The sequence below is a fragment of the Paenibacillus pinihumi DSM 23905 = JCM 16419 genome (assembly GCF_000422505.1).
In the GTDB taxonomy this organism is placed as follows: Bacteria; Bacillota; Bacilli; order Paenibacillales; family Paenibacillaceae; genus Paenibacillus_D; species Paenibacillus_D pinihumi.
Window position 1 is genome coordinate 305,485 of the sequence record NZ_KE383865.1, and the last position, 24,179, is coordinate 329,663.

Here is a 24,179-nt window from a genome sequence, read left to right on the forward strand (position 1 = left end):
GGTGAGGTGGAATGGCAGGACCTCAGTTGGGAGACGGATTCACACGGATAGCCAACGAACTCCTGGATGCAGTTTGCAGATACAAATTTAACGGTGCGCAATTCCGCCTCATTATGAAAGTATGGCGGCAAACATACGGCTACAGCAAAAAGGAAAATAAGCTCGCCATTACCTATCTGATTGAAGCGACAGGTTTATCAGAGAGCGCCGTAAAGAAGGAAATGAAAGCACTCATAGATGCTAATGTACTGATCGTAACAAAGCGCCAGACGAAAATTGATTCCAGGCACATCATGTTCAACAAAAATTATAACGAATGGAAAATCCCGAAAAGCGGTGATGAAATGGCAGATCAATTGAACCTGTTTTCAAGCGATCAGGTACACGATTGTACACCTAATGATTCAAATTTCAAGGTGGACGATTGTGACCCTCATCAGGTGGACGATTGTGTACCTAGAAACGATTTCAAGGTACACGATTGTGACCCCAATAAAGAAATAAAAGATTTAAAGAAATCTTTTAAAGAAAAAGAAGCGATGTTCGAAACCTTCTATGGAGTTTATCCAAGAAAGCAATCAAAGAAAAAGGCACAAGAGATTTGGAAGCGGCTTTGTAAAAAGGAAGGCTTCGATCCGGATGTGGCTATACTTGGGGCAAAGAATTACGGAAAAACTTGCAAGCAGTTGGAAACGGAGCTAAAGTACATCGCCCATCCTACTACATTCCTGAATCAAGAACGTTGGAGCGATTACCCAACTGTCGACCCTGAAGGATTAGCAGCTGGGAAGCAAAGTAAGTTCTCATCCAATTTAGACTTTTTTGCACAGCAGTTAGGTGGTGGAAACAATGACCAGGGAAGAGGCAATCTTATTGCTAGCCAAAGCATCAGCAGCTTACCCGAACAAACATCCGGATTTCAAAGAGAGTCCACAGATATTCGAAACTTGGGTACAGGCGCTACAAGAAGGTGATGCACAAACCGCTTTGCAAAACCTTAACCAGCATGTTCGAAAAAGCAACTTCTTCCCGGACATTGCTGACTTCCTTCGGGAGCCTAAGTTTGTGGAAGACTCAAGCAAGGTCCTGATGTTGGAATCAGCTCACGTAAACGCCCTTCTAGACGATTGGGAGCAAAGAGCAATAGATTGCCCGCCGCATATCCTTAAGCAGCTGGGAGGGCGTACAGATGGAGCATAACAGGATACATGATGCTGAAACGGCGGTATTAGGATCTATCTTCATAACTCCGGAATTAATCGATGATTGCTATCTTCAGCCTGAAGAATTTGTCGATGAAAGGCATCAGATGATAATGAGCTACTTCCGGTTCCTTGCGGAAGAACAAATCCCGATTGATCCTGTATCAATGGTACAGCAGTCCGGAAATAACATAACCGAAATTGGTGGGGTTTCGTATCTATGGCAGTTACGTCAATCGGTACCGACGACAAGTAATTTCGATTATTACCAAAAATTCATACGGGCTGACTATATCCGCAGAAAAACCGCTGATGTAACAAGGGAAATGTCCATGACGGCAGCGAACGGAGAAGGGGATGTAAAGGAGCACATTGCTCGCTGCCAAGAGAGGCTAGAGGAATTAGCAGAGCTCGCAACCAAAAACCAGAATCAGGGCTTGAAGCGCATGAGTTCCACTTTAGACGGCCACGTAAACCTTCTAAACGAGCGCAAGTCATCAAAGGGTATGACGGGAGCCAAAACCCTTAGCAAGGACGTAGACCGCCTCACAGGAGGCCATCAAAAGGGTGATCTTGAGGTAATTGCAGCCCGACCCAGCATGGGGAAAACGGCCTACATGATATCCGATGCAATCCGAACAACTCAAGGCGGTGCTGCGGCAGCGATCTTCTCGGCAGAAATGTTGGAATTGCAAATAACGGAAAGGGCTATATGCGCTCTTGCTAATTTAGACAATGCAAAAATGCGATCGGGAATGTTCGATGATAAAGACTGGGAACGGTACAGTTACGCCCGTACGATTCTTGATTCACTCCCTATTTTTATAGATGACACAACAGGAATGACCATCCAACACATTCGCAAAGAAGTTAAGCGCCTGGTGAAAACCCAGCCTAATCTGGTTGTCTATGTGGACTATATTCAAATCATTGGTGGCGGCCGAAAGTTCAACAGCAGACAAGAGGAAGTGTCGTACGTTTCACGGCAGCTTAAACAGATAGCCAGAGAGTTTGGAGTCACCGTTTTGGCTCTATCACAGTTAAGCCGGGATGTTGAGAAGCGAGTAGACAAACACCCTATGATGAGCGATTTAGGGGAGTCAGGAGCAATCGAGCGGGATGCCGATATTATCACCTTCCTTTATCGGGATGAGTATTACAACAAGGAATCGGAACGCAAAGGAATTGTCGAACTCATCATCGCAAAGGGCCGGAACGTCGGTACTGGGCGAGTTGATATGGCTTTCCTGAAGAACACTGGAAAGTTTGCTGATATTGAAACTGAACACAAAAAAGCCGGGTGATAAGAATGAAAGTGAAACTAATTATAAGTGACGATAGTTTCCAACGTGCTTGTGAAAACCTCATAAAGGGAGCCCGGAAGATCAAGGACCCGACGACTCCCAAGCACGAGTTGGCGGAACTTCAAAAGAAATATGAAGATTTAGCCGCAATGATTGATTCATACCGAGTCCGGGATTACCTAAAGCAATGTCCCAGTCAGATACCGCTTTACATCAAGATGGGGATTATCACTAAAGAGGAATTGGAGTGGTGAAATTGAGCAAAGAAGTGATTCATGTTGGACTATATGGCGGGAAAGGATTGTTCGGAGGAAAGGAAACAGCCCTAGAAGCTAGCATTGTGCAATGTGACAAATTCGACAAGTGCTCATTTTTTAAGGCTGATCAATGTGCGTGTGTCCGATCGATGTCATCTATTACTTGCCCCTTCGGGATAGTGCGCAATGAAAAGGGGTACACATCGAAGGCAAGAAAATACTATGAATTTAAAAGCAAATGGAAGGAGCATGAGAAGTACGGAAAATTGAAGAGTCCACCTTGTAAATTAGGATTGATAGACGATGTAGTTATTTTCCCGTATGCGTATGTCAATGTGGAAAAAGAGGATGGTAAGTGGGTTGTAAATGGGCCTAGGTTCTTTGATGGAGGGTCATCAGCAATTCCTTTAACTGAGTTCACGGTAGAACTTATTCGAGATATTGTATGCAAAAGACCTCAAGCGCTAATGGGTGGAGAAATTTCAAGTTATCAAGCGGAAGTGGTTCCTAAGTTTATCTCACACCTGAAGGAAGTCTTGCCTGAGAAATACGAGGAATTTGTTGCTGGGTTCCCGGGCTATGAACAAAAGATCGACTATGTGGGTAGAAAAGCAATTTTAACAACCCTTTCACCTTCTGCTGTGGAGTATAAAGCAAATCGGTATTCTCAATTTAATGAAATTTGGTATTGGGACGGTAAAATACTGACTTTTACATCAGGGCATGTGGGAGACTTTGGTGTGACCAAACATTACGAGGTAGAGAGTGTAGTTATACGGCCATCGGAAAAGTCTGTAGTCACCATCTCTGATAATAATCAAGTTAACAGCAACACGATTTTTGTGGACTGAATGGAGTTGTGAACATGGGGCAGACCTACGAGGAACAGTTCAGACGCTTCTTTCAGCGCTGCAAATCCATGACCCTTAAATCATTTCAAGAGTCCATGAACGTCCTGCATACGAGGGCGTACGCCGCCGCAGAACGCCAATACAAGGAAGCCATGGACATTGTCCTTACTCCAAAGCAAAAGGCCGCTGTAATTGAAAAGGCCAAGGAGATTCGGGAGCTATGGGACGGCATGGGTACAGTCGAAACGAGCAAGACTCTCGAAGAGACATTCGGGGAAACGATAGGCAAAGTTGAAAAGTAGGAGGGGATGGGATGCGATTCTTAGGAATCGATCCAGCAACAAAGACTGGGATTGTTGCGCTGGATATAGAAGGCAATGTGATCTTGGAAAGGGAGTTGAGGGGAGAGGGTCCTAAAGATCCCGGAGGGATTTCAGATCAGCAGCTTGTAGACCTGGAGAATCAACTTTTTCGCCTCATGTTACCCGGGGATCAAATTACACTCGAGTCTCCAGCACCGGGAACCATTAAAGCAATAAGCACTGGCTTCATTCATGGCGGCATACGGACTATGATCCATCGTAAAGGGCTCCGATATGATTTGGTAAACCCAATGTGGACAAAAAAATATGTTGATGTGAAAGTCAAACGCGGTCAAACACAGAAGGAAAAGAAGGAAGAAATGGCCGCTGCTGCACTAAAGTATTTCGGGTATTCTCACAAAAGCGACAACGTTGTCGACGCATACATTATTGCTCGCATATGTTTGAACATTTACTTGATGAGAAACCACAAACCTTTACTTGATAACGAAAGGATACAGAGGGAAGTAGTGCAGGACATAATCGAAAAGACGTTCTAACCCCGCTCAAGCGATCGGGAGCGGGATTCGTGCGCTCAAAATCCGGGAAAACAGAATTGAACTTATCGGTACGTTACGAAGCATTAAAAGAAATGCAAGCAAAAAGGATTGAAAGCAACATCGTAATGACTGAAAGAGCCTTAACGCCTATTGAAATCAAAATGAAATACAAGAGGTGGAAGCGCAAATGAAAGAGGCAGTCAATCACCCAGACCATTACCAAGGATCGATAGAATGCATTGAAGCTATAGCTGTTGCAACAGAAGGCCTGCATGGGATCGAATCATTCAACACAGGCAACGCCATCAAATACCTTTGGCGCTGGAAACAAAAGAACGGAATCGAGGACTTACTCAAGGCCATCTGGTACATCCAAAACACTATCGATAGACAGGAGGTAGAAGAGAATGAGAAGGCCAATACCACGGCTCAAGAAAGAAGATTTACCCCCACCTAACAGCAAAGTGGTCACCTATTATCTGAATAACAGCGAATTAGCTCTTGTGCATGCTGACCTGCGGCATCTTATCCCACATGCTTCACAGCGCGGGATGAAGTTCGAACCGGCAGACCCTAAGGTTTTCAAAACGTCAGAGCCTGAAGTAATAGAGCCAATCGCTGAACCAACCAGAGAATATTTTATGGAGAGTCTGGTTTCGGGGAAAAAGGCGAGCCAGATGGCGAGGGAATGCGGTATTGCCGAACAAACGGTTTACACAAGACTGCGTCGATACGGAATCAAAATCAAGGAAGTCCGGGAAGAAAACAAACCATTGAAAGAGCACAAACCTAAAGTGGATGGACGGAAAAAAGACAGGCCAAGTAGAGAATTCTTTGTTCAGGCACTTGAGGAAGGCCGGGGAAATCTCCAGCTTGCCGAGGAACTTAGTGTAACCACAAACACCATATCAAGATGGCTCAAGAGCTACGGACTCAATAGGCGGTCCAGATAAAGGGGTGATAGAGTGCGCAAGGCAAGTTTATTCAGCGGCATCGGCGGAATCGACCTGGCAGCTCATTGGGCTGGTATGGAGACGGTAGTATTTTGCGAGAGAGAGCCGTTCCCGCAGCGGGTGCTGCGCAAGCACTGGCCAGACGTCCCGATTATCGATGACGTACATGATTTTACGAGAGAGGAGATGGAGCGCCGTGGAATTGGAGCAATTGACCTTATTTCCGCAGGATTCCCTTGTCAGCCCTTCTCCCATGCAGGTAAGCGAGAAGGTGCAGAAGACGAACGCTATCTATGGCCCGAAGTCGTCAGAGTCGTCGATGACATCCGACCCACTTGGTTTGTTGGCGAGAATGTTGCAGGGATCCTCAGTATGGCACAGCCAGATAGGGAAATTAAAGTGGTCAACCGGATATCTAGTCGGACGGAAGAAGAAGACTTTTACGAGGCAGTATTTACACAACAAGAAGTTATGCTTATCCACGACATCTGTAAAGACCTTGAAAACATTGGATATCAAGTCCAAGTTTATATTCTACCGGCTGCGGCTGTCGGTGCGAGCAACCCAAGAGACAGAGTCTTCCTTGTGGCCCACACCGAAATCGACACTTCGGGGGGATTGTCCATCCGAGAGGGAGAGACGGACGCCGGACTTGCGCGCACTTGTTCGGATGTGGAGCACCCCGAATGCATCAGATGCGGTGGGGTCACACGGAGGGGGACAGAGCCGCAGCCTGCGGACAGATATAGCGGAGGTCAAGGTGGGGTTATGGCCGACACCTCAAGCGAGGGATTATCGCAGCGGGGACGATCCAGACGGGCCGAGGGCAATCCGGAAGCGGGAACAGGGTTGGACAGCGAATCTGAACGATGCTGTGAAGTTATGGCCGACTCCCAAAGCATCAGACGCCGTAATGGGGATGACCGCTCGAACGAGTGGGAGGCCCATAGAAAAATCGACTCACCTGCAAACGCAAGTGGGTTTGCAAGAAGCGAAGTTGTGGCCAACGCCGCACGCGAATTGCGGCGGGAGATGTGTAAAGGGCGGCATCAACCATTACAGGACACTCTATCTATCCTTTCCTGAACGTTTTCAAGCGCAGATGGAAATGGAAGGTCGTTTTCGGAGGGAAATCAACGATTACACGCTTCTGAAGAAATATGCCGGAAAACGAAACGGTAAAAATTTTTACAGGCCATATGCGCTAACAGAACTGAAAAAGGACATCGAAACGGGCGGCATTCAAGAGGACTTATTTATTCAAGCAGAGCAGCCATGCGCGTGCATTTTTTAGGGGTAGAGGCATCCCCTCTTACCCCGATAAGATATCGGATACCTTTTTAACCTTAGCAGCGAGAGTGGAGTTCTGGTCCAGCTTGACGTATTGCTGGAATGCTTCCTGCAGGAGAGCGCCCTTCTCCCTTTTAGTTACAAACGCCCATGCATCCAGTAATTTGAGAAAGTCATCATCTAACCTGAAACTGGTCGTGGTTGTTGATTTAGTCATTATGCACCTCTAAACATAGGATTTTAAACAGTATATCGCAGATTGAGGAGGGTTGATAGATTGATCTTACAGGGAGATAACATGCAGATTATGCCGGAGCTCGAGGCCGAGTCGTTTCATACCTGCGTCACTAGCCCACCTTATTGGGGACTACGGGATTACGGCATACCGCCAACGGAGTGGCCGGAGACAACATATACACCGATGCCCGGGCTTCCGCCAGTGACCGTGGCAGCATGGACCGGCTGCCTGGGGCTGGAGCCAACGCCGGAAATGTTCGTCGCTCACAGCGTTGCAGTCTTCCGAGAAGTGTGGCGGATGCTTCGTCCAGATGGGACGCTCTGGCTCAATTATGGGGATAGTTATGCTAAAGCAGGTATTTCGGGCATGGGCGATCCAACAATAGGAGAGCGGAATTTAGGGGGCATGAAGCCAATAGCCAAAACCATTCCCACTGCACTGAAAACCAAAGACCTGATCGGGATACCGTGGCGCATAGCCTTTGCTTTGCAAGCTGATGGCTGGTACCTGCGGATGGATAACATCTGGAGCAAGCCTAACCCCATGCCCGAGAGCGTACAGGATCGGCCGACGAAGGCGCATGAGTATATGTTCCTTTTGAGCAAGTCGGAGCGCTATTACTACGACTACGAAGCCATTAAAGAGCATATGGCAGATTCGAGTCTTTCCCGGCTCCAGCAGAACATTGCGGATCAGAAAGGCTCTGACAGGGCAAATGGGGGGGGGCAAAACGAACGGGCGCATGAAAGCCGTAGGCAAGGCGTACAGCTTCGCACGAAAGGTAAATGAAGGAGATGTGCCAGGCCAACAAAAGCAGCACCAGGAGGATAGGGAGGACATTGAGTATTCCGGATCCCGTAACAAGCGGTCCGTATGGACAGTGGCCACAGCTCAATTTGCCGAAGCGCATTTTGCAACGTTCCCGGAAAAGCTGATTGAGCCTTGTATATTGGCCGGAGCTCCAGCAGGCGGGCGTGTACTGGACCCGTTCGGAGGTAGTGGTACCACGGAAAAGGTCGCACTGGAAAACGGTCGGGAATGCACGATTATCGAAATCGGAGAGCAGTATGTAGATATAGCGAAGCGTCGGGTATCGACGATTCAGCCTAAGATGCAATTCATTTAGGGGAGGAATAGACAATATGAAGAACATCGCGGCATTAGTGAAGGAAGCACACCAGAACGCCGTAAATAAGGGTTGGTGGACGGAAGACCGGACGTATGGGGAATTGATTGCTTTGGTTCACAGCGAGGTTAGCGAGGCACTGGAGGACTACAGAAACGGCAGGAAGCCGAATGCAGTTTGGTATGAGTATCAGGATGCCACGCATGGCAAGGTAAAAAGCTCAGAACCAGAAGAATGGGTGGTAGTAAACAATTATACGCAGGGTAAACGGTTGGAGAAAGGCAAGCCCTGCGGCATCCCATCCGAGCTGGCAGATGTATGCATACGGATATTTGATATAGCTGGGCGGTATGGCTGGGGAGATGAACTGGAAAAGCAAAATTCAGCATTCCAAGGAGTAGGCGATCAGTACAAAGGGTTCTCGTTCGCTGAAAAGCTTACCTGCGTTCATTCGGATTTATCGCAATCATATCTGCAGCATCGCCAAGTTAATATGAAAAATGCTGTTTACTGTCTGGCGGGCGTTCTGTATTCCATCGGATTCATTGCTGAAGAACATGGCATTGATCTTGACCAAGCCATAGCCGAAAAGATTTCCTACAACGCCACAAGGCCGCAGAGACACGGCGGTAAGACACTATAAGGAGATGATTTCGTGATAAACGCAGGTACCGTAATTGAAGATGTTGCTAAAATTACAGATCAAGCTAAGACCATGGATGATCTTTATCAAGTTCTGGGGGTAATGGCCCATGCCATCGGCGGCATGGTCTGTCATTTCGAACAATCCGAAAGGTCTCAGGTGTTGATGGGACTGACCGAAGCGTTAGGGATGGGTTTGATGACAACTTCCAAAAGCCTAGGACAAGAATGTGACGTGGAAATAGTCGTCGGGAAAAAGAGATAGCACATTCAGCACCGATTACCAGCTATAGGGGAGTAACCCTCCCCTAGTCCATGAGATTGCAGATGGTATTCATAAAATTGGCCGTCTCATGACAAGCATCCATTTCGCTAAAACCTTGGGCAAGTAGCTGTTGTTTAAAATCTTCATACGGATCTCCGTCATATACGGACAGACGATGCAAATAGTTCAAGGTATTTAAATCTAGCATGCCGATCACCTCATAGTTTTTCTAACAATCATACATTTAATGGCAAGGATTGGCTAGAGGGGAATTTTGTAAATATTTGTCGAGGGGAGTAACCCTAACAAATTAAAAGGAGAGATTAAAATGAATAAACTTTTATACCGGACAGTTGGTAGATACTACTTGGGTGAGGCGCAAGAACAGGCGCGGTATGTATTCCAATTAAGGGATGACGCGCCAAAAGAACTGAGAAGGTCATTTCTGATCTATTTAGACCGGGATGGTAATTTCTCAGGGAGCGCACTGCAAGTAGCAAGAGACATCAAAGATGTAGTTGATAGTTACTTCCTCAATACAGATAAACCGCGCATAGCAGCTTTGGTTGACTACCTCGAAAAATGGGAAGGCGCTGATCATTATGATGGCTTGATTGCAGAGCGAGAGATGTTGAAAAGGCGTCTTGAATTGGTCAACAAAGAATTGGATCAATACGAAGAGGTCGGGGAGTAACCCCTGATAAGGAGGCAGATCAATGAAAAACGCTACAGTAACGATTGACTATACCAGTTTCCAGAGCATCAAGGAGAAGGCGGATAAGTACGATATTGCGAAATTGACACGGGAAGTGGCAAACGCCAAGGAAAGAGAGTTTGTAGATAAAATTTGTAATTGCATCGAGAAAGCGAACGATTGTAAGGCGGCGGAGCAGAAGCAATATTATATCGCGCTGGGGATTCGGGCGATATGCGAACATTATGATATGGACCTGAAGATTGAATACGGAGAATTGGACGAGGGAAAATCCCCTGTTCAAACGGACAAGGAGGCTGCTCATGGCAAATCGTAATACGCTGCATCGCAGCAAGCTGGATGGGTTTAAGCGTTGGCTTGAACAGGACGGATGGGATTTGCAGCCGGCGAAAGGGGATTATGAAGTCCTAAGAGCCCGCAAGGGACGGCGCCTGTTGTTGGTATACGACAGGCACGAAGGTAATCATTTAAGCGTGGCTGACGCGAACATGGGCGTTGTGCGGTCATACCTGCGGGACAAGGAGGCAGAGCATGAATTGGCTTAAGAGATTAGTTTGCAAGCATGATCACCAGCCGCATAAAAAGTTGAGTATGTTTCAAAATCTTAGTGGTGACAGTATCTATTACGTCTGTACCAAGTGTGATCATATCCGAGATTCGTTGTTCATTAAGCATTAAGGAGGGAAGTCATGGCGAAGACTGAGCTGACATTGCAGCTTGAGCGGCAGATTTTTGGGGAAACATCTAAACTCGGCGTATTCGGATGCTTTGAAGTGACTATCGGCTGGTACGGCAAAGAGCGGGTCGATTACATGACCTATGACACCAAAGGGACATGGCGCTGCTACGAGATTAAGGTTTCCAAGGCTGATTTTAGGAGCAAGGCGCACAACACCTTCATTGGCCACTATAACTACTACGTCATGCCGAGGGAGCTTTACGAGGAGGTGCAGCAGGAGATTCCGTCTCACATCGGCGTGTACTGCGGGGCAACGCTTGTAAAGCGTCCCAAGAGGCAGCAGCTTGGCGAGGATGAGCAAGTGCTAAAAGACTCTATGATTCGGTCACTGTCCAGGGATGTCAGCAAGCTTCTCAAGAGTGCAGATCCCGATTACGTAAATCGTGCTAATCGCACGCTTGAGCGGGAGAGACGTGAAAAGCATAATTACCGCCAAAAATACTATGATGCAATGGGAGAAATTCGCGCCCTAAAGCGTATGGGGGATAAGGAGGCACTATGAAAGCAATAGCTGAAGAACCAATCAAAATGAATGTCTATGAAATCAGTTACGCAGATGATCCCAACTATCGTGTCAATAGAACGGCAGCGACTGCGGGAAAAGCCAAATATAATGAATACCTGAACTATTCGGACTACTGCTGTGACACAACATACATGGATTTTCTCAAATTAATCAGGTGCCGGAAGGTTGGGCAGTCAACACCGAAAAAAGGTGAGCTGCTTCCACCGGGTATGCCCTGGCTTGAAGAACGGATTGAGAAGGCGAACCGGCTCATTCGTGAAATCGGCAGCAGGAGCCATAGGGACCTTTACTCGCCCAAACATGATCGGTACATTGCTTTTCATTGGGCCGGAGGGCGGCTCTGGCTGACAGACCACTATACCGGAATCCCTATGATAATGGAGCCGAAAGCTTGTGGAAAAACGAGAGATCAAAAGCGTGCGTTCAGCAGCGGTGGAACCATGTGGGGCCTGGTCAATGACTTCAAGGATTTTATCTATGGAGACGATGAAGCGAATCACAACAATGGTTACGGCGGCCTGTATTGCAGGCACTGGGGATATCCGGAAGAGGACATGGAAGCAATCCGGCAGCTTGCCCGAGAGCTTGGATACCTACCATCTATCAAGGGAGAGAGGGCAGTATGAAAGCATTAATGAGCATTGAAGAGTTGATTGCAAATTTGAGGGGGCTGCACCAATTAAGCCTATACACAGTCAATGAGGACTGGTGTATCCAGTTGTATGAACTTGATGTGTGTGCGAATGATCATGATGTATTCAAGCAGGCGAAGTATGCGCCGATTTACGAGTCCAGTAACCACAGTCTTCAATTTTTACTAATTGAAGCTACCGAATGGGCCGCAAAACGATATCAAGATTGTTAGGGAGAGGAGCAATAACCATGATTGATTTAACCAATGTACCAACTGCCCGGCTGCATCACGAGTTGAAGCTTCGCAAAGGACCTGACTGGAAATGTGTCAAGTGCGGCTACTACGCTAATGGATCTGGACAGTGGGCATGCCCAGGATGCAATCAATGGCACTATTTAACTGGTGGGTTTGAATGGCCTGTAGATAACGAGCAGGCCCGCGCATGGATAGCGAGGCTTGCGGACATTTATCCGATTATCAAGGCTTCAGGGGAGACACAGGGGGCGCAATACGCGAACAGATTGCCAAAGGTATGGACTGCAAGGGTAATTTGCATCCTATTGAGCCCAAACAGGGAGGTAACAGAGCATGCGAATGAATGAGATAAAAAAGATTCTGTGTGAAAAAAGGTTGCCAGTACCGACATTTTTGCTGGATGAGATTGAATCCCGTGACGCGGAGCTTGAGCGCCTAAAGGAAGAGAACAAGCGGCTATTCAATGTTATTGAGGAACTACTGGGAGGGCTATCAATTTATGCTGATGAAGATTTGTTCTGCCAAGGGAATCATGATACTGATCCAACAATAGAAGCTCGTCATTTGATTGAGTTATACAGCCGAGTAACCGAGCAGGGAGGGAAAGGAGAATGACAGATATGCAGCCGGGAGTAGAAATGGATGAATTAATCGATGAAGTTGTATTTGGGCGAACAGACAAAGGCTTCAACGGCAAATATCGCTATAGATACCGGTACGATGGCAAGAATGGCAAATGGATACCGGAGCCGTACTCCACAACTTGGATCGGCATGCAGTACGTAGTAGAGGAGATGCGTCGCCGAGGCTGGAACTTGGTACTCCTTATGAAGAGTGAAACGTTCGGAGCAGGATTTTCAAAAGGGGACATAAAGACATCGGAAGATTCAGACTCAGCCCCTCACGCAGTATGTATAGCAGCTATAAAGGCTCTAAGAGAGCATGCAAACAGTTCAGGGGAGGATGGTAGAGCATGAGCAAGCCGATGCCATATAGAGGCAAATGCAAAGACAATGGAGAGTTGGTATATGGGTGGTTCTTGGAGAAGGATGGGAAATCATATATCATTTCTGATTTTGAAACGGATTGCTATGACGGTGAGAACACAGATTTATATGCAACTGTTTGGAATGAGGTCGACCCCGAAACAGTAGGGCAGTACATCGGCCGGACGGATGATAACGGGGTTGAACTGTATTCCGGCATGCGAGTGAAATTCACGAACTTGATTCTTGGAAGGTTCTCAGATAAAGAACAGTGGGCAGAAGGGACAGTTTTCTATGATGAAAAAATGTCTGGGTATACCATCAAGCAAGGGGACGCTGGATGGAACTTGCAACATTCGGCTGTCGTAGCTTTGCCTGACAATCCTGAGCTACTGGAGGGCGGACAATGATTAAACTGACATTCAACGGAGTAAATGTACCAATGATGATTGATCCAGCAAAAATAGCGTTGATAGAAACGGATGGGAGTGGTGGTTCATACCTTTATGACTCATTCAATCGATCAGACGGATGGGAAGTTAGGGTTAAGGAATCTCCTGAAGAAGTAACCAAGAAGATACTGGAGTATAAGCTGGCTATGGTCAAATATAGTGTTGGTTTTGCTCAAGCGTTGCGAGACAGCGGAGATCCTGAATGGGTATTCGATAATGCAGAGTTTAAAATGAGCGAATTAGCAGGTCTGGAGGAACCCCAATGAGGAAAATAGCACGCCTTCAAATAAAATTGCGAAAACCCGATAATACCGGATTCTTTCATGATACAAGAGGCGATGTTCGGAAACTCGCTGAGGCTATTAACATTTTGATCGACAAGCAAAATGAGGTTGTCAATGCGGTAAATCAATTGATAGAGGATCGGAGGAACCCCAATGAATAAACAAGAGCTTACCCGGGAGCAAGTACTGGGGATGTCGGGACAAGAGTTGAGTATAGCGGTTGCTGTACATGTGATAGGATTTGAGCCGGGAATGGTGATTATGGACGAGTGGTACCCAGCAGAAGACATAGCTGCAGCCTGGGAAGTGCTTCAACACCCAATTGTAATGGACGGTCCTCAAATTGGGGTATATCCTACCAGCTTCGGCGTATGGGTAGCCAGACCATTCATGCCTGGAAATGATTGTACAGTGCAGGCTAAAACAGCCCCTGAAGCTATCTGTAAAGCTTCTCTATTGGCGGTGTTAGGTCTATGAGATACCTTGTTCCTGTCGTATTCATATCTGGCTTAGTGGCAGTAATCATAACGGAGATGATCATATTCAGATCGTTTTGGACGGCTTTGATTCTGGTATTTGCAAAAATCGAATGGTAAAAAGCGAGGTCATGACCCCAGATCCAGACTTCATCCTATGCGGGGGTAGCGGAGAGTTCGGTATTCGGGAGACTTATGATTGCTATTGCATAGAGGAGGTAACCAATGAATAACAAACCAGATGAGACTGCCGAGAGTGACTTCGAGCGAGTCTTCCGGCAAATCATTGAAACGCAGGACCCTTCGTGGGATGGAAACTGCGAATGCAAGGAGTGCTACTGGAACATGTGGCATCCGACCAGGCGCAGCGACAGCAAGCAATGTACATCAGAAACTCTTGGCGAGGTTAGGATGACGCCGAACACTGCGGCATGCCCCTCATACTGGTCATATGCTGTCGCATGTGGGGTTGAGAAGGGTTCCACCGAAGCGACCGAATAGGCTTAGCGCATAGAAAAAAATATCTTCCAAGTGTGCGAAGTGGAAATTTCCAACGGTTAAATAAATGAACACATTACAAGGAGGGGCACTATGGGAAAATTCAAACCTGTAAGTAAGCGTAATGGAAGAGATAAGGGCATCAGCGTAACCATAGGCGTAGATGGAAGGATGTACTTATCCAGCGGGTTCAAAAAGATTCTCAACCACGATGGAAAGAAGAATTACTATTTGTTCTACGATGATTCCGAACGCCGGATAGGGATATCAAAAGAAACGCCTGATTCTAACGTCGAGGCCTTCTCGTTCAGCGCAACAGGAGAATGTAAGGTAGTCAGCTTCATAGAGGATTGCGAGATTCACATGCCGGGAAAACCTGTTTTATGGCTCTATGAAGGGAATGAAAAAGGTATCTATGCTTTCTACCAGCAGGGCCGCAGCCATATTGCTTTGAGACAAGAGAAGAACGGGAATTTGGAGCGATTAAAGTAGAAATTCTTGACAGAAGAATTCAACAGAATTTTTGCTGTCCGTGTGATTCTATCCAACTTTTAGATAATTATATATAGGGGTGAAAACACATGAAGTTCGTAGTGATAAAAGACATCCCTGACGGGTGGGAGACAGATGCTAAGTCTGGAGACATCCTCCATGTGGCAACTTGGGAAGGTTTCCCCACTCTTATGAAAGGGAAAAAGGCCATTTGTGACAACGGAAGCAAGTACCATCTCGAGCATTGCAAGCCATTAGATTTGGTTTCGGCTGATCGAAAAGTGAAGGAGGTCAAATAGATGACTTTATTTCTATCAATAATCGCGGCAATATCCTTGATCGGTCTAATTGCCGAAAGCGATAAGAATCCAACACTAACTAAGAATCTAACAGCAGTATGTTGTATCTCAATCATTGCTATCGTAATCCTAAATGTCCTGTAAGTAGCCGCTTCAAATAATCCAAAAAAACAGACGTCGCTGGCGATCTGGCGGACAGCTGCACCCATTTGACCAAACGAGTGTTCTTATACTATAAAAATTATCCAATTCGAGAGGGGCAATATTCAATGTCTATTACTATCAAAGCTCATTTTAATAAACAGGTTCGCGACTCCAAGAAGGAACTTGTTCAGTTCTATGTAAAGGGCGAGGATGAGAATTCACAAGCGCTTAATAACCTAGTCCGGGAGATTGTAGAGGTAAGTGTAAACGGTCTTGATTCACTCACAGCTCACTTTATAAAGAAGTCCCAAGATGCCAAGAAAACAGTTCTGGATTTTGTCATAAATGGTGGTGCATCGAACAAACATTCATATGAGTTTTACAAGCTGGCGGGCACTGACATTGAATTGTCAATTGAACTGTCAGATGTAGAACCAGAAGAATTCGAGGAACGCCAAGAAAAGTACCGAGAAGGCCTGAAAGGGAAAATAAATCAGGACGGTACCGTGGATGTCGACGAAAACCAAATGACCTTAGACGAGGTTGACGGCGATCCAATGGCTGGAGTGGAGGAAGAGTTGCCGTTCGAAGATGACGGTAGCGAAGGAGAGGGCATACATGAAGACGAACTTCCGTTTTAATTGGCCGCGGATACTGGTCGTGGGATTCTGCATTACATTCTGGTCTGGACTGATCTGGTTGTTAAGATAATCGACTCCCTTCGGGGAGTCTCCCGGAAGGGGGATATAGAGTGGAATATACAGTGGACGAGAAAGGATTCTTAACGGACCTGCGACAGCTTAAAAAGGCGTACCGAGAGACGTTAAAGGGGCTCCAGGCATATAGGAAGCAACTGGAGCAGAAGGTCGAAGCGGCGGCGGCAATGTCCATGGAGGAATTAAAGGAAAAACCGAACAGGCCCAGATATAAGGATTTACAGGTGGAACACGCTGAGATATTTGACGAGATCGACGTCATCAAAGGAATGATATCGGACGTCAACTATGCAATCGAATGGCTCCATACAGGCCGTCAGCCGGGAACGCGGCGAGGGATTGATCGGCGGGCCGTTTATCAAAACACAATTCTAATGGACCCAAGCATAATGGCTAACTTCAGCAATCAGTACAATTCCCGGAGCAGCACGACATTGACCGAACATGAGCGGGACCGGCTAAGGGACGTTCTCCAGATTCTGAGCGAACAAGAACGGAAATGTTATGTGCTCTCATACGGACATGGATATAGTCATTCAGAAATAGCTCGGATGTTGGTGTTGCAAAAAGGGACGGTTGACAAGTACGTGCAGCGGGCTCATGAAAAGGTTAGTAAGGGATGGCAGGGGACTATGTTTTGATTATAGCGAATAATGGGGTGCAAGAGGTGGGCGCTAAAGAGAATGTAACAAACACAAACACAATCGAAATAGAAATCAACGGGAGACTTTATAGCTGCACGGTTGATGAATCAGGAGAAGTAACATCAATGAGGAGATTTAATGATAAGCACAAAACTTGGGTGACGCTGAATTTCGGACTTGATAAAGATAAAGGAAACATTATTGACAAAAAGATTATTCAAACTCTTACAGCAGAGTATTTAGACTCATTTAAATAAGAAAAGCCCATCAGTTGATGGGCTTTGTTTCTTTTATAGGAAACTTTTTGTTGAGGCTCACAACCAACACTTTATATGGTAGTGTTTTTGACTTATCCCGACTCCCAGCTGAGCTATGGCCCCGAGTATTAAATTCAACGGTAAAGGAATCCACTCACCAAGGAGTATCTCGTTTCCTCACAAGAAAGATCATATCATAAATAAGAAAATAGTGTCAACAATTTTATCGAATTTTTTTAAAAAATACGAAATGTGTACATAACCGCTCTGTAATACCATCCATTCAGGGATTTTAAAGGATGAAGCAGGTTATCCTGTGAAGGCACGCAAATCTATAATTCACACGAATCAATTACCGTGGATCAGGCAGTCATCATTAAATCAATGCGAAAAATGCTCGACACATTAAAAGAGGAAGAACAGAAAACGCTTTCCAAATGTTATATATAATAACATTTCAAAGATTTTTGTTTTGAATTTTAGATGATTCTGTCGAATAATAGGATTTTAAAGCGGATACATTCTAGCTAAAATGAAATTACATTCAATCAAGGGGTGAAGAGAAATGAAGAAGTGGTCGGTTGTGTTAATTATTCTAACAATAATGACAGCAATCCTTGGAGCGTGTGGGGGAGGCAATTCGAAAGGCAGCGAAGCAGGCGGTGAATCCAAAAAGCTGGTGGTATACACGCCTAACAGTGAAGAGATGCTGAATGCGCTTGTCCCGGCATTTGAGAAACAGACAGGCATCTCCGTTGAGCTGGTATCCGCAGGAAGCGGCGAATTGATCAAGCGTATCCAGTCCGAAAAAGCGAATCCATATGCAGATGTGATGTTCGGGGGCGCATTCGCGCTGTTCCATGACAATGCGGATCTGTTCGAGAAATATGTATCCTCCAACGACAAAGACATGCTTGAAGGGCACCGCAATACAACAGGCATCATGACACCTTACGTATCGGACGGCAGCGTGCTGCTCGTCAATACAAATCTGGCTGGCAATATCGAGATCAACGGTTATGAGGACCTGCTTAAGCCGGAACTGAAAGGCAAAATCGCGATGGCTGACCCGGCCAACTCCAGCTCTGCCTTTGCCCAATTGACCAATATGCTTAAAGCGATGGGCGGAGACTATTCTTCCGAGAAGGGCTGGGACTATGTAGGGAAGCTGCTTGAGAATCTGGATGGTAAAATTGCCGGCGGCTCCAGCAAAGCGCATAAAAGTGTAGCGGATGGCGAATATGTGGTGGCCTTGACTTATGAAGATCCGGCTGTCAGCTATGTGAAGGACGGCGCGCCGGTTAAGGTTGTGTATCCGAAGGAGGGTGCTGTATTCCTCGATGCGGTTGCCGGAGTCGTTAAAGGCTCCAAAAACCAGGAAAACGCGAAAAAGTTCATCGATTTCCTCACTTCCAAAGAGGGACAAGACGCACTTGGACGTGAAACGACGAACCGTCCGCTGCGCGCAGATGCTGTAATCGGGGACAACATGACACCAATCGATAAGATTAAAGTCATTGATGAGGACGTTGTATACGTAGCCCAGAACAAGGCAGCCATTGTTACGAAATACACAGATTTGTTTACGAAAATTGCAAAGTAACTTAAAAAGCATGACGAGAAATTAATCGAAAGCGGGTTCAATAACATGAGCGTAGCGATATCCTTCAAGGACATTGTGAAAAAATATGGCGATACGACGGTTATTCCCGAGCTGTCTCTGGACATCAAGAAGGGTGAGTTTTTCACCCTTCTTGGCCCTTCGGGCTGCGGGAAAACGACGCTGCTGCGGATGGTTGCAGGCTTTAACAGCATTGAGGGCGGGGCTCTCACGTTTAATGAGAAAGTAATGAATAATGTCCCTCCGGGGAAACGGAATATCGGGATGGTGTTTCAAAACTATGCGATATTCCCGCATATGAACGTAAGCGAAAACGTTGCGTTCGGATTGCAAAACCGCCAGGTAAGCAAGGCGGAACAGCAGCGCAGAGTCAGTGAAATGCTCGATACGGTACAGATCAGCGTATATAAAGACAGAATGCCCAAGAACCTGTCAGGCGGACAGCAGCAGCGTGTAGCCTTGGCAAGAGCGATCGTTATCAATCCGGACGTGTTGCTGATGGATGAGCCGCTCTCCAACCTGGACGCGAAGCTGCGCGTGGATATGCGCAATGCGATCAAGTCCATTCAGCGCGAAGTTGGCATTACGACAGTTTATGTCACGCATGACCAGGAAGAGGCCATGGCTGTATCCGACCGGATTGCGGTTATGAAATCCGGGGTGATTCAGCAGATTGGAACGCCAAGAGATATTTATCAGCGCCCTGCCAATCTGTTTGTTGCGACCTTCATCGGGCGGACAAACGTGATAGAAGCAGAACTTGCAGCAGGAGCAAACGGAGAGGCCGAGATTTGCCTCACCAAAGACTATTCACTTCCAATCCCGAAGCTGCAGCCGCTCATGGGTTCCAAGCAACCGATGAAGGTCAAGCTGTCCATCCGTCCGGAAGAATTTGTGCTGTCGGAGGATGGCAAGGGAATTGCAGGCAAGGTGATGAATTACGTCTTCCTTGGCTTGAATACCCATGTGATCATCAAGCTGGAAAATGGAGAAGAGGTTGAAATGATCCAGCAGTCGGCTTCAAATGGAGTTGTAGAAATCGGACAGAACGTTCGTCTGGCTGTAGTCAGAGAAACGATTAATGTATATGACGCATCCGGGGAGCGCAACTTGAACCGGGGGAGTGGCTTATGATTGGCGGCAAGAGACGGTGGGACATTTGGTCGCTGATTACGTTTTTAATTTTTGCCGGGTATTTGATTTTCCTTGCACTGCCTTTGTTCATGCTGCTTATCAAAAGCTTTTTTGATGGGACGACCGGGGATTTTTCACTGGCCTACTTTTATAAATTTTTCAGCAAAGCCTATTATATGAACGCAGTCTGGAACAGTATAAAGGTAACCGTATCCGTCACCCTGTTGTCCATTGTAGTAGCGGGGCCGCTGGCTTATATTATGACGATAGCCAAAATAAAAGGCAGCGCGACGGTGCGCATTCTGATTTTGATCTCGTCGATGTCCGCCCCGTTTATCGGAGCGTATGCGTGGATACTACTGCTGGGCAGAAGCGGTGTCATTACCAAATTCGTCTCGAACGTGTTCGGCGTACAAATGCCGGATATTTACGGGTTCACCGGCATTTTGCTTGTGCTGACATTGCAATTGTCGCCGCTGATCTTCATGTATGTATCGGGAGCACTGAAAAATGTCGACAACTCCTTAATGGAAGCTGCGGAGAGCATGAACTGCACGGGACTGAAGAAAATGTGGAAAATACTCGTCCCGCTTATTATGCCGACGATTCTGGCAGGAGGCTTGCTGGTTTTTATGCGGGCATTCGCGGACTTCGGTACACCGATGCTGATTGGCGAGGGCTTCCGTACCGTTCCTGTTCTGATCTTTAACGAGTTTATTAGTGAAGTTGGCGGAGATAACGGCTTTGCTGCCGCGATAAGCGTTATTGTCGTTCTGTTCGCCACCGCCGTATTCCTGCTGCAAAAATTCGTTGCGAACCGCAAGTCATACAGCATGAGCGCGCTCAATCCGATTGAGCCGAAGAAGCTGAAAGGTATCGCCAATGTTGCAGCCCACGCCTATGTCTATCTGTTCACCATTTTAGCGATGATGCCGCAAGTCTATGTGGCATATACGTCCTTCCAGAAGACATCAGGCAAGATCTTCGTTGACGGCTATTCTTTGGACAGCTACCGGGCCGCCTTCTCCAAGGTAGGCGATGCGATCTTCAATACGTTTATGATGGCTGGCATTACTATTATCATCATTACGCTGGCAGCCGTGCTGATTGCTTATGTGACGGTAAAGCGCAAGGGAGCAGTGGCCAATCTGCTGGATACCTTCACGATGCTGCCTTATATCGTGCCAGGCTCCATTCTGGGTATCGCCCTGCTGGTGACGTTTAATAAGCCGCCACTGGTGATGAGCGGGACGGCCGTCATTCTGATTGCGGCATTTGTAATCCGGCGCCTGCCGTATACGATCCGCTCCAGTGCCGCCGTGCTCCATCAGGTGAACGACAGCATTGAGGAAGCGGCGATCAGTCTGGGAACCTCCACTATGCGGACGTTCTTCAAGATTACGGTTCCGATGATGATATCCGGCGTATTTGCCGGTGCAATTATTAGCTGGATCAGCATCATAACGGAATTGAGCACCTCGATTATTCTGTATACCGGCAATACCCGTACGATGACCGTTGCCGTATATACAGAGGTCGTGCGCGGCAATTACGGCGTAGCAGCAGCGTTGTCCACACTGTTGACGGTCATTACTGTCATCTCGCTATTGCTGTTCTTCAAGCTTTCAGGTAAAAAAGAAGTAACGATGTAAGTCCGGACCGGACCCGCTTTTGGCGGGCTCCGGCCTTTTGTCCATTTGGAGCAGGAAAGGGCTATCGCAATTGCGATTTACAGGGCATAATAGGACGGATGGGAGGGAGGGCGGAATGGCGAAAAGGAGTTTCAAAGATTCGTTGCGGCGGTTGTTCTTGCTTCACACCCTGGTGCCCATATCGATTTTGTTTGTTTTATTTCTGGTCTTTATGATGGTCAATTCGCGGCTGATCCTGGTCAGCCAGACAGCAGATGCGGGCAGCAAGATCAAAATGGCCATGGAGGAGGTATATACCTCTTATCTCAGGGAGGTACGCGAAGCAGCGTCGTCGGATGCCGTTATTTCGTATGCGGGATCAAGGCAGGGCGGTCCCGAAATGTTTGAACGGTTTTATGATTTTAACAACCGTCAGCGGGTGAAGAGCATTATGCACATCCTGGGCACGGACGGAACGATGCTGGCTTCTTCCGCCAACTACAGCTCGGATGAATCAGACCTGGCGATGCAGGCTATTGTCCGGAGAATGACCAGACAAGGCTTGCCTGAGCTTGCGGAAACGAATCATATCCGTTTTTCCCACGACCGTTATACGGCCTATACATTTGCTGCAGAAATCCGCAGCGGGAGCGGAGTCATCGGCTATCTAACCTATCAGCTGTATGAGGAGGATCTCCAGAAGCTGATTTTTGTGCAAAATAACGAAATTGCTGTCGTCACGGACCCTTATCATACGATTATCGCCACGACGAGCAATCTGGCGCGGGGGCTGATGAACAAATACAGCCTGGCTGCCGATTCGAAGGGCTATGTCACCATTGATAAAGGAAAGTATTACAGCAAGGAAACGTTTGCCCCAACATCGAAATGGTACATCTATACGTTAAGCGCTGCGCAGTGGAATTATGATGCTTATGCGTCGCTGGCTGTATTTTTCCTCCTTGCAAGTGTGCTGCTGTGGCTTCTCATTCAATACTCTGCCCGTATTATCTCTACCAGGCAGTCTCGGGCTATTGACAAGCTGACCTATGCAGTGAGGGAACTGCAGTCCGGAAATATGGATTCTTACGTCTTTATTGGCACCGGGGATGAATTTGAGACGCTTGCCAATCAGTACAATTTGATGCTGCGGCGGCTCAATGAGCTGGTAGCAAAAAACGAGGAGCTTTCCGACCTGCGGCGGGTTATCGAGGTGAAGCATTTGCAGTCCCAGTTTCACCCGCATTTTATTTTTAACGTGCTGGAAACGCTTAGATATGCGATCGTTGTAGACGACAAGCTCGCCCAGGATATTGTGCTGACCTTATCCAGACATTTGCGCTACAGCATAAGCAACGACAGGGACCAGGTTCTGCTTGGCACCGATCTGGAATATATCGCAGGCTATATGAAGCTGCAGCAGGTGAGATTCAAGGACAGGCTTCATTATCTGGAAAATGTCGGAGAAACGGCCAAGGCTGCGCTTGTTCCAAGGCTGATGCTGCAGCCGGTCATTGAAAATGCCATTAAGTACGGATACCGTCAGCGCCAATCCGTTGCCATTACGGTGGTGGGCTACGTGAAAGATGAGGATCTGATTATTGAGGTCCAGGATGACGGCGGCGGAATGAGTAAGGAGCGGCTGGAGGAAGTAAGGGCCATCATGCAATCACAGGATAATCGTGCCCCGCATATTGGCCTGCATAACCTGCATCGAAGGCTCGTGCTGATGTACGGAGAGCGTTACGGAATCGGAATTGACAGCATTGAGGGAGAGGGCACGACAGTAACCTTTGTGCTGCCTTACCGGAAGGAGGAAGCGGATGTTTAAGGTGCTGCTGGTGGAAGATGAAGAAATGATACGCAGAGGGCTTCGCTTTACCTTTGACTGGGTGGGGGCCGGCTGTGTCGTTGTGGGAGAGGCCGAGAATGGAGAGGAGGGGCTGAAGCAGATTCATGCTCTCGCTCCGGATATCGTCATTGTGGACGTCAATATGCCGCTAATGGACGGGATCACCATGATTGAGCGCAGCGTGGGTGAGGCGGCTTGCAGCTATATTATCTTATCGGGCTACGATGAATTCAGGCTTGCGAAGGATGCGATCCGGCTTGGAGTTACCGAATATTTGCTGAAGCCGCTGGAGCAGGATCAGCTACTTGCCGCCTTGAATCGTGCCAAAAGCCAGGTGGAGATGAAGCGCCACTATGCGGCGATGCTGACGACAGGAGCCGGGAGCGGAGAATCGCTGAAAGTGTCAGTTGTAAGGCTGCCCGGCAAGTCATCCCGCTATGTGGCGAAGATGATTCAATATGTGCAAGAGCATTACCCGGAGAAAATCAGCATCAAGGATCTGGTGGACAAGCTTGGGGTCAGCGCCACTTATTTGAATCAGAAGTTTAAAAGTGAAACGACGTACACGTTTAATGACTTTTTGAACCGTTACCGCATTCAGAAGGCGATGGAGCTGTTGCAGCATGGCGAGGAGAAGGTGTATGCCATTGCCGCCGATGTGGGGTTTAAGGACTATAAATATTTTATTTCCATCTTTAAAAAATACGCAGGTTGCACGCCCAGCTATTATCAGGAGACGTTCGGGCGGGGTGCGGACGGGACATAAGCGGACGAGATATGCAATTGGGATAGGCGCCCGCTTGAATCAGGAGAGGACGGAAGGGATGAGAGGCC

38 protein-coding genes are annotated in these 24,179 nt (G+C 47.2%); 36 read left to right on the forward strand and 2 right to left on the reverse strand.

Annotated elements, in window-relative coordinates; translation table 11 throughout:
- Positions 1 to 11 precede the first annotated feature (11 nt).
- The 9 genes from H583_RS35540 (at position 12) to H583_RS35545 (ending at position 6,515) form a co-directional block, all read left to right on the forward strand.
- Positions 12 to 974 carry a replication protein gene (locus tag H583_RS35540; protein ID WP_051236809.1) on the forward strand — a complete coding sequence of 321 codons (963 nt, stop codon included), beginning with the start codon at positions 12 to 14 and terminating at the stop codon, positions 972 to 974.
- A gap of 215 nt (positions 975 to 1,189) precedes the next feature.
- Positions 1,190 to 2,506: a replicative DNA helicase gene (gene dnaB / locus H583_RS0121555; protein WP_028562285.1), complete on the forward strand. Its 1,317-nt coding sequence runs from the start codon at positions 1,190 to 1,192 to the stop codon at positions 2,504 to 2,506.
- Between the two features lie 256 nt (positions 2,507 to 2,762).
- Positions 2,763 to 3,614: a hypothetical protein gene (locus H583_RS0121565; protein WP_154665954.1), complete on the forward strand. Its 852-nt coding sequence runs from the start codon at positions 2,763 to 2,765 to the stop codon at positions 3,612 to 3,614.
- Between the two features lie 14 nt (positions 3,615 to 3,628).
- A complete protein-coding gene (locus H583_RS0121570) occupies positions 3,629 to 3,916 on the forward strand; it encodes a hypothetical protein (protein ID WP_028562288.1) in 288 nt (95 codons plus the stop codon).
- Positions 3,917 to 3,927: 11 nt separating this feature from the next.
- Positions 3,928 to 4,476 (forward strand): hypothetical protein, encoded by a 549-nt coding sequence (locus tag H583_RS33825; RefSeq protein ID WP_051236812.1) that lies wholly within the window; start codon positions 3,928 to 3,930, stop codon positions 4,474 to 4,476.
- 29 nt (positions 4,477 to 4,505) lie between these two features.
- Positions 4,506 to 4,667 (forward strand): hypothetical protein, encoded by a 162-nt coding sequence (locus H583_RS36765; protein WP_154665955.1) that lies wholly within the window; start codon positions 4,506 to 4,508, stop codon positions 4,665 to 4,667.
- Positions 4,664 to 4,933: a DUF3310 domain-containing protein gene (locus H583_RS33830; RefSeq protein WP_154665956.1), complete on the forward strand. Its 270-nt coding sequence runs from the start codon at positions 4,664 to 4,666 to the stop codon at positions 4,931 to 4,933. Before H583_RS36765 ends, H583_RS33830 begins: the two co-directional genes overlap by 4 nt.
- Positions 4,884 to 5,429, forward strand: coding sequence for a hypothetical protein (locus H583_RS0121590; RefSeq protein ID WP_028562289.1), 546 nt, complete (start codon positions 4,884 to 4,886; stop codon positions 5,427 to 5,429). Before H583_RS33830 ends, H583_RS0121590 begins: the two co-directional genes overlap by 50 nt.
- A 75-nt stretch (positions 5,430 to 5,504) precedes the next feature.
- Positions 5,505 to 6,515, forward strand: a complete 1,011-nt coding sequence (locus H583_RS35545) for a DNA cytosine methyltransferase (RefSeq protein ID WP_245585983.1) — start codon at positions 5,505 to 5,507, stop codon at positions 6,513 to 6,515.
- 226 nt (positions 6,516 to 6,741) lie between these two features.
- On the opposite strand, the gene H583_RS0121605 is transcribed toward H583_RS35545, so the two are convergent.
- Positions 6,742 to 6,936: a hypothetical protein gene (locus tag H583_RS0121605; protein WP_036710455.1), complete on the reverse strand. Its 195-nt coding sequence runs from the start codon at positions 6,934 to 6,936 to the stop codon at positions 6,742 to 6,744.
- A gap of 60 nt (positions 6,937 to 6,996) precedes the next feature.
- Between H583_RS0121605 and H583_RS37645 the strand changes: the two genes are divergently transcribed.
- The 4 genes from H583_RS37645 to H583_RS0121620 are packed head-to-tail and all read left to right on the forward strand — an operon-like array spanning position 6,997 to position 8,990.
- On the forward strand, positions 6,997 to 7,746 hold the full coding sequence (locus H583_RS37645; protein ID WP_342663544.1) for a DNA-methyltransferase: 750 nt from the start codon (positions 6,997 to 6,999) through the stop codon (positions 7,744 to 7,746).
- Positions 7,747 to 7,753: 7 nt separating this feature from the next.
- Complete coding sequence (locus tag H583_RS37990; protein WP_342663545.1) at positions 7,754 to 8,083, forward strand: DNA methyltransferase; 330 nt, start codon at positions 7,754 to 7,756, stop codon at positions 8,081 to 8,083.
- Positions 8,084 to 8,099: 16 nt separating this feature from the next.
- Positions 8,100 to 8,726 carry a nucleoside triphosphate pyrophosphohydrolase family protein gene (locus H583_RS0121615; RefSeq protein ID WP_028562292.1) on the forward strand — a complete coding sequence of 209 codons (627 nt, stop codon included), beginning with the start codon at positions 8,100 to 8,102 and terminating at the stop codon, positions 8,724 to 8,726.
- 12 nt (positions 8,727 to 8,738) lie between these two features.
- The gene (locus H583_RS0121620) at positions 8,739 to 8,990 is read left to right on the forward strand and encodes a hypothetical protein (protein ID WP_028562293.1); all 252 of its coding nucleotides are present in this window, start codon (positions 8,739 to 8,741) and stop codon (positions 8,988 to 8,990) included.
- 43 nt (positions 8,991 to 9,033) lie between these two features.
- Here the strand turns inward: H583_RS0121620 and H583_RS36770 are convergent, their stop codons facing one another.
- Positions 9,034 to 9,198 carry a hypothetical protein gene (locus tag H583_RS36770; RefSeq protein WP_154665957.1) on the reverse strand — a complete coding sequence of 55 codons (165 nt, stop codon included), beginning with the start codon at positions 9,196 to 9,198 and terminating at the stop codon, positions 9,034 to 9,036.
- 120 nt (positions 9,199 to 9,318) lie between these two features.
- On the opposite strand from H583_RS36770, the gene H583_RS0121630 reads away from it, so the two are divergent.
- The 23 genes from H583_RS0121630 (at position 9,319) to H583_RS0121755 (ending at position 24,111) form a co-directional block, all read left to right on the forward strand.
- Positions 9,319 to 9,684, forward strand: a complete 366-nt coding sequence (locus tag H583_RS0121630; protein WP_028562294.1) for a hypothetical protein — start codon at positions 9,319 to 9,321, stop codon at positions 9,682 to 9,684.
- 22 nt (positions 9,685 to 9,706) lie between these two features.
- Complete coding sequence (locus H583_RS0121635) at positions 9,707 to 10,021, forward strand: hypothetical protein (protein WP_028562295.1); 315 nt, start codon at positions 9,707 to 9,709, stop codon at positions 10,019 to 10,021.
- Entirely contained in the window at positions 10,008 to 10,250 is a 243-nt protein-coding gene (locus tag H583_RS0121640; protein ID WP_028562296.1) for a hypothetical protein, read from the forward strand. The genes H583_RS0121635 and H583_RS0121640 overlap by 14 nt, the downstream gene beginning before the upstream one ends.
- Before the next feature lie 144 nt (positions 10,251 to 10,394).
- Positions 10,395 to 10,946 (forward strand): hypothetical protein, encoded by a 552-nt coding sequence (locus tag H583_RS33850; RefSeq protein ID WP_051236816.1) that lies wholly within the window; start codon positions 10,395 to 10,397, stop codon positions 10,944 to 10,946.
- A complete protein-coding gene (locus tag H583_RS37650; protein WP_245585963.1) occupies positions 10,943 to 11,596 on the forward strand; it encodes a hypothetical protein in 654 nt (217 codons plus the stop codon). Before H583_RS33850 ends, H583_RS37650 begins: the two co-directional genes overlap by 4 nt.
- Positions 11,593 to 11,835: a hypothetical protein gene (locus tag H583_RS0121660; protein WP_036710458.1), complete on the forward strand. Its 243-nt coding sequence runs from the start codon at positions 11,593 to 11,595 to the stop codon at positions 11,833 to 11,835. Before H583_RS37650 ends, H583_RS0121660 begins: the two co-directional genes overlap by 4 nt.
- Before the next feature lie 17 nt (positions 11,836 to 11,852).
- Entirely contained in the window at positions 11,853 to 12,206 is a 354-nt protein-coding gene (locus H583_RS0121665; RefSeq protein ID WP_028562299.1) for a hypothetical protein, read from the forward strand.
- The gene (locus tag H583_RS0121670) at positions 12,193 to 12,474 is read left to right on the forward strand and encodes a hypothetical protein (RefSeq protein ID WP_054704528.1); all 282 of its coding nucleotides are present in this window, start codon (positions 12,193 to 12,195) and stop codon (positions 12,472 to 12,474) included. Before H583_RS0121665 ends, H583_RS0121670 begins: the two co-directional genes overlap by 14 nt.
- The gene (locus H583_RS0121675; protein WP_028562301.1) at positions 12,471 to 12,836 is read left to right on the forward strand and encodes a hypothetical protein; all 366 of its coding nucleotides are present in this window, start codon (positions 12,471 to 12,473) and stop codon (positions 12,834 to 12,836) included. The genes H583_RS0121670 and H583_RS0121675 overlap by 4 nt, the downstream gene beginning before the upstream one ends.
- Complete coding sequence (locus tag H583_RS0121680; protein WP_028562302.1) at positions 12,833 to 13,255, forward strand: YopX family protein; 423 nt, start codon at positions 12,833 to 12,835, stop codon at positions 13,253 to 13,255. Before H583_RS0121675 ends, H583_RS0121680 begins: the two co-directional genes overlap by 4 nt.
- Complete coding sequence (locus H583_RS0121685) at positions 13,252 to 13,563, forward strand: hypothetical protein (RefSeq protein ID WP_028562303.1); 312 nt, start codon at positions 13,252 to 13,254, stop codon at positions 13,561 to 13,563. Before H583_RS0121680 ends, H583_RS0121685 begins: the two co-directional genes overlap by 4 nt.
- A complete protein-coding gene (locus H583_RS0121690) occupies positions 13,560 to 13,742 on the forward strand; it encodes a hypothetical protein (protein WP_028562304.1) in 183 nt (60 codons plus the stop codon). The genes H583_RS0121685 and H583_RS0121690 overlap by 4 nt, the downstream gene beginning before the upstream one ends.
- Positions 13,735 to 14,058, forward strand: a complete 324-nt coding sequence (locus H583_RS0121695) for a BC1872 family protein (RefSeq protein ID WP_028562305.1) — start codon at positions 13,735 to 13,737, stop codon at positions 14,056 to 14,058. Before H583_RS0121690 ends, H583_RS0121695 begins: the two co-directional genes overlap by 8 nt.
- A 590-nt stretch (positions 14,059 to 14,648) precedes the next feature.
- A complete protein-coding gene (locus H583_RS0121705; RefSeq protein WP_028562307.1) occupies positions 14,649 to 15,047 on the forward strand; it encodes a hypothetical protein in 399 nt (132 codons plus the stop codon).
- A gap of 89 nt (positions 15,048 to 15,136) precedes the next feature.
- Positions 15,137 to 15,346 carry a hypothetical protein gene (locus H583_RS0121710; RefSeq protein WP_028562308.1) on the forward strand — a complete coding sequence of 70 codons (210 nt, stop codon included), beginning with the start codon at positions 15,137 to 15,139 and terminating at the stop codon, positions 15,344 to 15,346.
- 269 nt (positions 15,347 to 15,615) lie between these two features.
- Entirely contained in the window at positions 15,616 to 16,131 is a 516-nt protein-coding gene (locus H583_RS0121720; RefSeq protein ID WP_028562309.1) for a hypothetical protein, read from the forward strand.
- A 110-nt stretch (positions 16,132 to 16,241) separates the two neighbouring features.
- Positions 16,242 to 16,847 carry a sigma-70 family RNA polymerase sigma factor gene (locus tag H583_RS33860; protein WP_051236817.1) on the forward strand — a complete coding sequence of 202 codons (606 nt, stop codon included), beginning with the start codon at positions 16,242 to 16,244 and terminating at the stop codon, positions 16,845 to 16,847.
- Positions 16,844 to 17,107 carry a hypothetical protein gene (locus tag H583_RS0121730; RefSeq protein WP_028562310.1) on the forward strand — a complete coding sequence of 88 codons (264 nt, stop codon included), beginning with the start codon at positions 16,844 to 16,846 and terminating at the stop codon, positions 17,105 to 17,107. Before H583_RS33860 ends, H583_RS0121730 begins: the two co-directional genes overlap by 4 nt.
- 565 nt (positions 17,108 to 17,672) lie before the next feature.
- The gene (locus H583_RS0121735; protein ID WP_028562311.1) at positions 17,673 to 18,710 is read left to right on the forward strand and encodes an ABC transporter substrate-binding protein; all 1,038 of its coding nucleotides are present in this window, start codon (positions 17,673 to 17,675) and stop codon (positions 18,708 to 18,710) included.
- Positions 18,711 to 18,755: 45 nt separating this feature from the next.
- On the forward strand, positions 18,756 to 19,862 hold the full coding sequence (locus H583_RS0121740; RefSeq protein ID WP_028562312.1) for an ABC transporter ATP-binding protein: 1,107 nt from the start codon (positions 18,756 to 18,758) through the stop codon (positions 19,860 to 19,862).
- Positions 19,859 to 21,514, forward strand: coding sequence for an ABC transporter permease (locus H583_RS0121745; RefSeq protein WP_028562313.1), 1,656 nt, complete (start codon positions 19,859 to 19,861; stop codon positions 21,512 to 21,514). Before H583_RS0121740 ends, H583_RS0121745 begins: the two co-directional genes overlap by 4 nt.
- A gap of 115 nt (positions 21,515 to 21,629) precedes the next feature.
- Positions 21,630 to 23,324, forward strand: a complete 1,695-nt coding sequence (locus H583_RS0121750) for a sensor histidine kinase (RefSeq protein WP_028562314.1) — start codon at positions 21,630 to 21,632, stop codon at positions 23,322 to 23,324.
- On the forward strand, positions 23,317 to 24,111 hold the full coding sequence (locus tag H583_RS0121755; RefSeq protein WP_028562315.1) for a response regulator transcription factor: 795 nt from the start codon (positions 23,317 to 23,319) through the stop codon (positions 24,109 to 24,111). Before H583_RS0121750 ends, H583_RS0121755 begins: the two co-directional genes overlap by 8 nt.
- Positions 24,112 to 24,179 lie beyond the last annotated feature (68 nt).

What these genes read in the sequence shown, in the direction of transcription:
- H583_RS35540 (WP_051236809.1), top strand. Translation starts at nt 12, where the DNA reads ATGGCAGGACCTCAGTTGGGAGACGGATTCACACGGATAGCCAACGAA.
- dnaB (WP_028562285.1), top strand. Translation starts at nt 1,190, where the DNA reads ATGGAGCATAACAGGATACATGATGCTGAAACGGCGGTATTAGGATCT.
- H583_RS0121570 (WP_028562288.1), top strand. Translation starts at nt 3,629, where the DNA reads ATGGGGCAGACCTACGAGGAACAGTTCAGACGCTTCTTTCAGCGCTGC.
- H583_RS33825 (WP_051236812.1), top strand. Translation starts at nt 3,928, where the DNA reads ATGCGATTCTTAGGAATCGATCCAGCAACAAAGACTGGGATTGTTGCG.
- H583_RS33830 (WP_154665956.1), top strand. Translation starts at nt 4,664, where the DNA reads ATGAAAGAGGCAGTCAATCACCCAGACCATTACCAAGGATCGATAGAA.
- H583_RS0121590 (WP_028562289.1), top strand. Translation starts at nt 4,884, where the DNA reads ATGAGAAGGCCAATACCACGGCTCAAGAAAGAAGATTTACCCCCACCT.
- H583_RS35545 (WP_245585983.1), top strand. Translation starts at nt 5,505, where the DNA reads ATGGAGACGGTAGTATTTTGCGAGAGAGAGCCGTTCCCGCAGCGGGTG.
- H583_RS0121605 (WP_036710455.1), bottom strand. Translation starts at nt 6,936, where the DNA reads ATGACTAAATCAACAACCACGACCAGTTTCAGGTTAGATGATGACTTT.
- H583_RS0121615 (WP_028562292.1), top strand. Translation starts at nt 8,100, where the DNA reads ATGAAGAACATCGCGGCATTAGTGAAGGAAGCACACCAGAACGCCGTA.
- H583_RS36770 (WP_154665957.1), bottom strand. Translation starts at nt 9,198, where the DNA reads ATGCTAGATTTAAATACCTTGAACTATTTGCATCGTCTGTCCGTATAT.
- H583_RS0121630 (WP_028562294.1), top strand. Translation starts at nt 9,319, where the DNA reads ATGAATAAACTTTTATACCGGACAGTTGGTAGATACTACTTGGGTGAG.
- H583_RS0121635 (WP_028562295.1), top strand. Translation starts at nt 9,707, where the DNA reads ATGAAAAACGCTACAGTAACGATTGACTATACCAGTTTCCAGAGCATC.
- H583_RS0121640 (WP_028562296.1), top strand. Translation starts at nt 10,008, where the DNA reads ATGGCAAATCGTAATACGCTGCATCGCAGCAAGCTGGATGGGTTTAAG.
- H583_RS33850 (WP_051236816.1), top strand. Translation starts at nt 10,395, where the DNA reads ATGGCGAAGACTGAGCTGACATTGCAGCTTGAGCGGCAGATTTTTGGG.
- H583_RS37650 (WP_245585963.1), top strand. Translation starts at nt 10,943, where the DNA reads ATGAAAGCAATAGCTGAAGAACCAATCAAAATGAATGTCTATGAAATC.
- H583_RS0121660 (WP_036710458.1), top strand. Translation starts at nt 11,593, where the DNA reads ATGAAAGCATTAATGAGCATTGAAGAGTTGATTGCAAATTTGAGGGGG.
- H583_RS0121665 (WP_028562299.1), top strand. Translation starts at nt 11,853, where the DNA reads ATGATTGATTTAACCAATGTACCAACTGCCCGGCTGCATCACGAGTTG.
- H583_RS0121670 (WP_054704528.1), top strand. Translation starts at nt 12,193, where the DNA reads ATGCGAATGAATGAGATAAAAAAGATTCTGTGTGAAAAAAGGTTGCCA.
- H583_RS0121675 (WP_028562301.1), top strand. Translation starts at nt 12,471, where the DNA reads ATGACAGATATGCAGCCGGGAGTAGAAATGGATGAATTAATCGATGAA.
- H583_RS0121680 (WP_028562302.1), top strand. Translation starts at nt 12,833, where the DNA reads ATGAGCAAGCCGATGCCATATAGAGGCAAATGCAAAGACAATGGAGAG.
- H583_RS0121685 (WP_028562303.1), top strand. Translation starts at nt 13,252, where the DNA reads ATGATTAAACTGACATTCAACGGAGTAAATGTACCAATGATGATTGAT.
- H583_RS0121690 (WP_028562304.1), top strand. Translation starts at nt 13,560, where the DNA reads ATGAGGAAAATAGCACGCCTTCAAATAAAATTGCGAAAACCCGATAAT.
- H583_RS0121695 (WP_028562305.1), top strand. Translation starts at nt 13,735, where the DNA reads ATGAATAAACAAGAGCTTACCCGGGAGCAAGTACTGGGGATGTCGGGA.
- H583_RS0121705 (WP_028562307.1), top strand. Translation starts at nt 14,649, where the DNA reads ATGGGAAAATTCAAACCTGTAAGTAAGCGTAATGGAAGAGATAAGGGC.
- H583_RS0121710 (WP_028562308.1), top strand. Translation starts at nt 15,137, where the DNA reads ATGAAGTTCGTAGTGATAAAAGACATCCCTGACGGGTGGGAGACAGAT.
- H583_RS0121720 (WP_028562309.1), top strand. Translation starts at nt 15,616, where the DNA reads ATGTCTATTACTATCAAAGCTCATTTTAATAAACAGGTTCGCGACTCC.
- H583_RS0121735 (WP_028562311.1), top strand. Translation starts at nt 17,673, where the DNA reads ATGAAGAAGTGGTCGGTTGTGTTAATTATTCTAACAATAATGACAGCA.
- H583_RS0121740 (WP_028562312.1), top strand. Translation starts at nt 18,756, where the DNA reads ATGAGCGTAGCGATATCCTTCAAGGACATTGTGAAAAAATATGGCGAT.
- H583_RS0121745 (WP_028562313.1), top strand. Translation starts at nt 19,859, where the DNA reads ATGATTGGCGGCAAGAGACGGTGGGACATTTGGTCGCTGATTACGTTT.
- H583_RS0121750 (WP_028562314.1), top strand. Translation starts at nt 21,630, where the DNA reads ATGGCGAAAAGGAGTTTCAAAGATTCGTTGCGGCGGTTGTTCTTGCTT.
- H583_RS0121755 (WP_028562315.1), top strand. Translation starts at nt 23,317, where the DNA reads ATGTTTAAGGTGCTGCTGGTGGAAGATGAAGAAATGATACGCAGAGGG.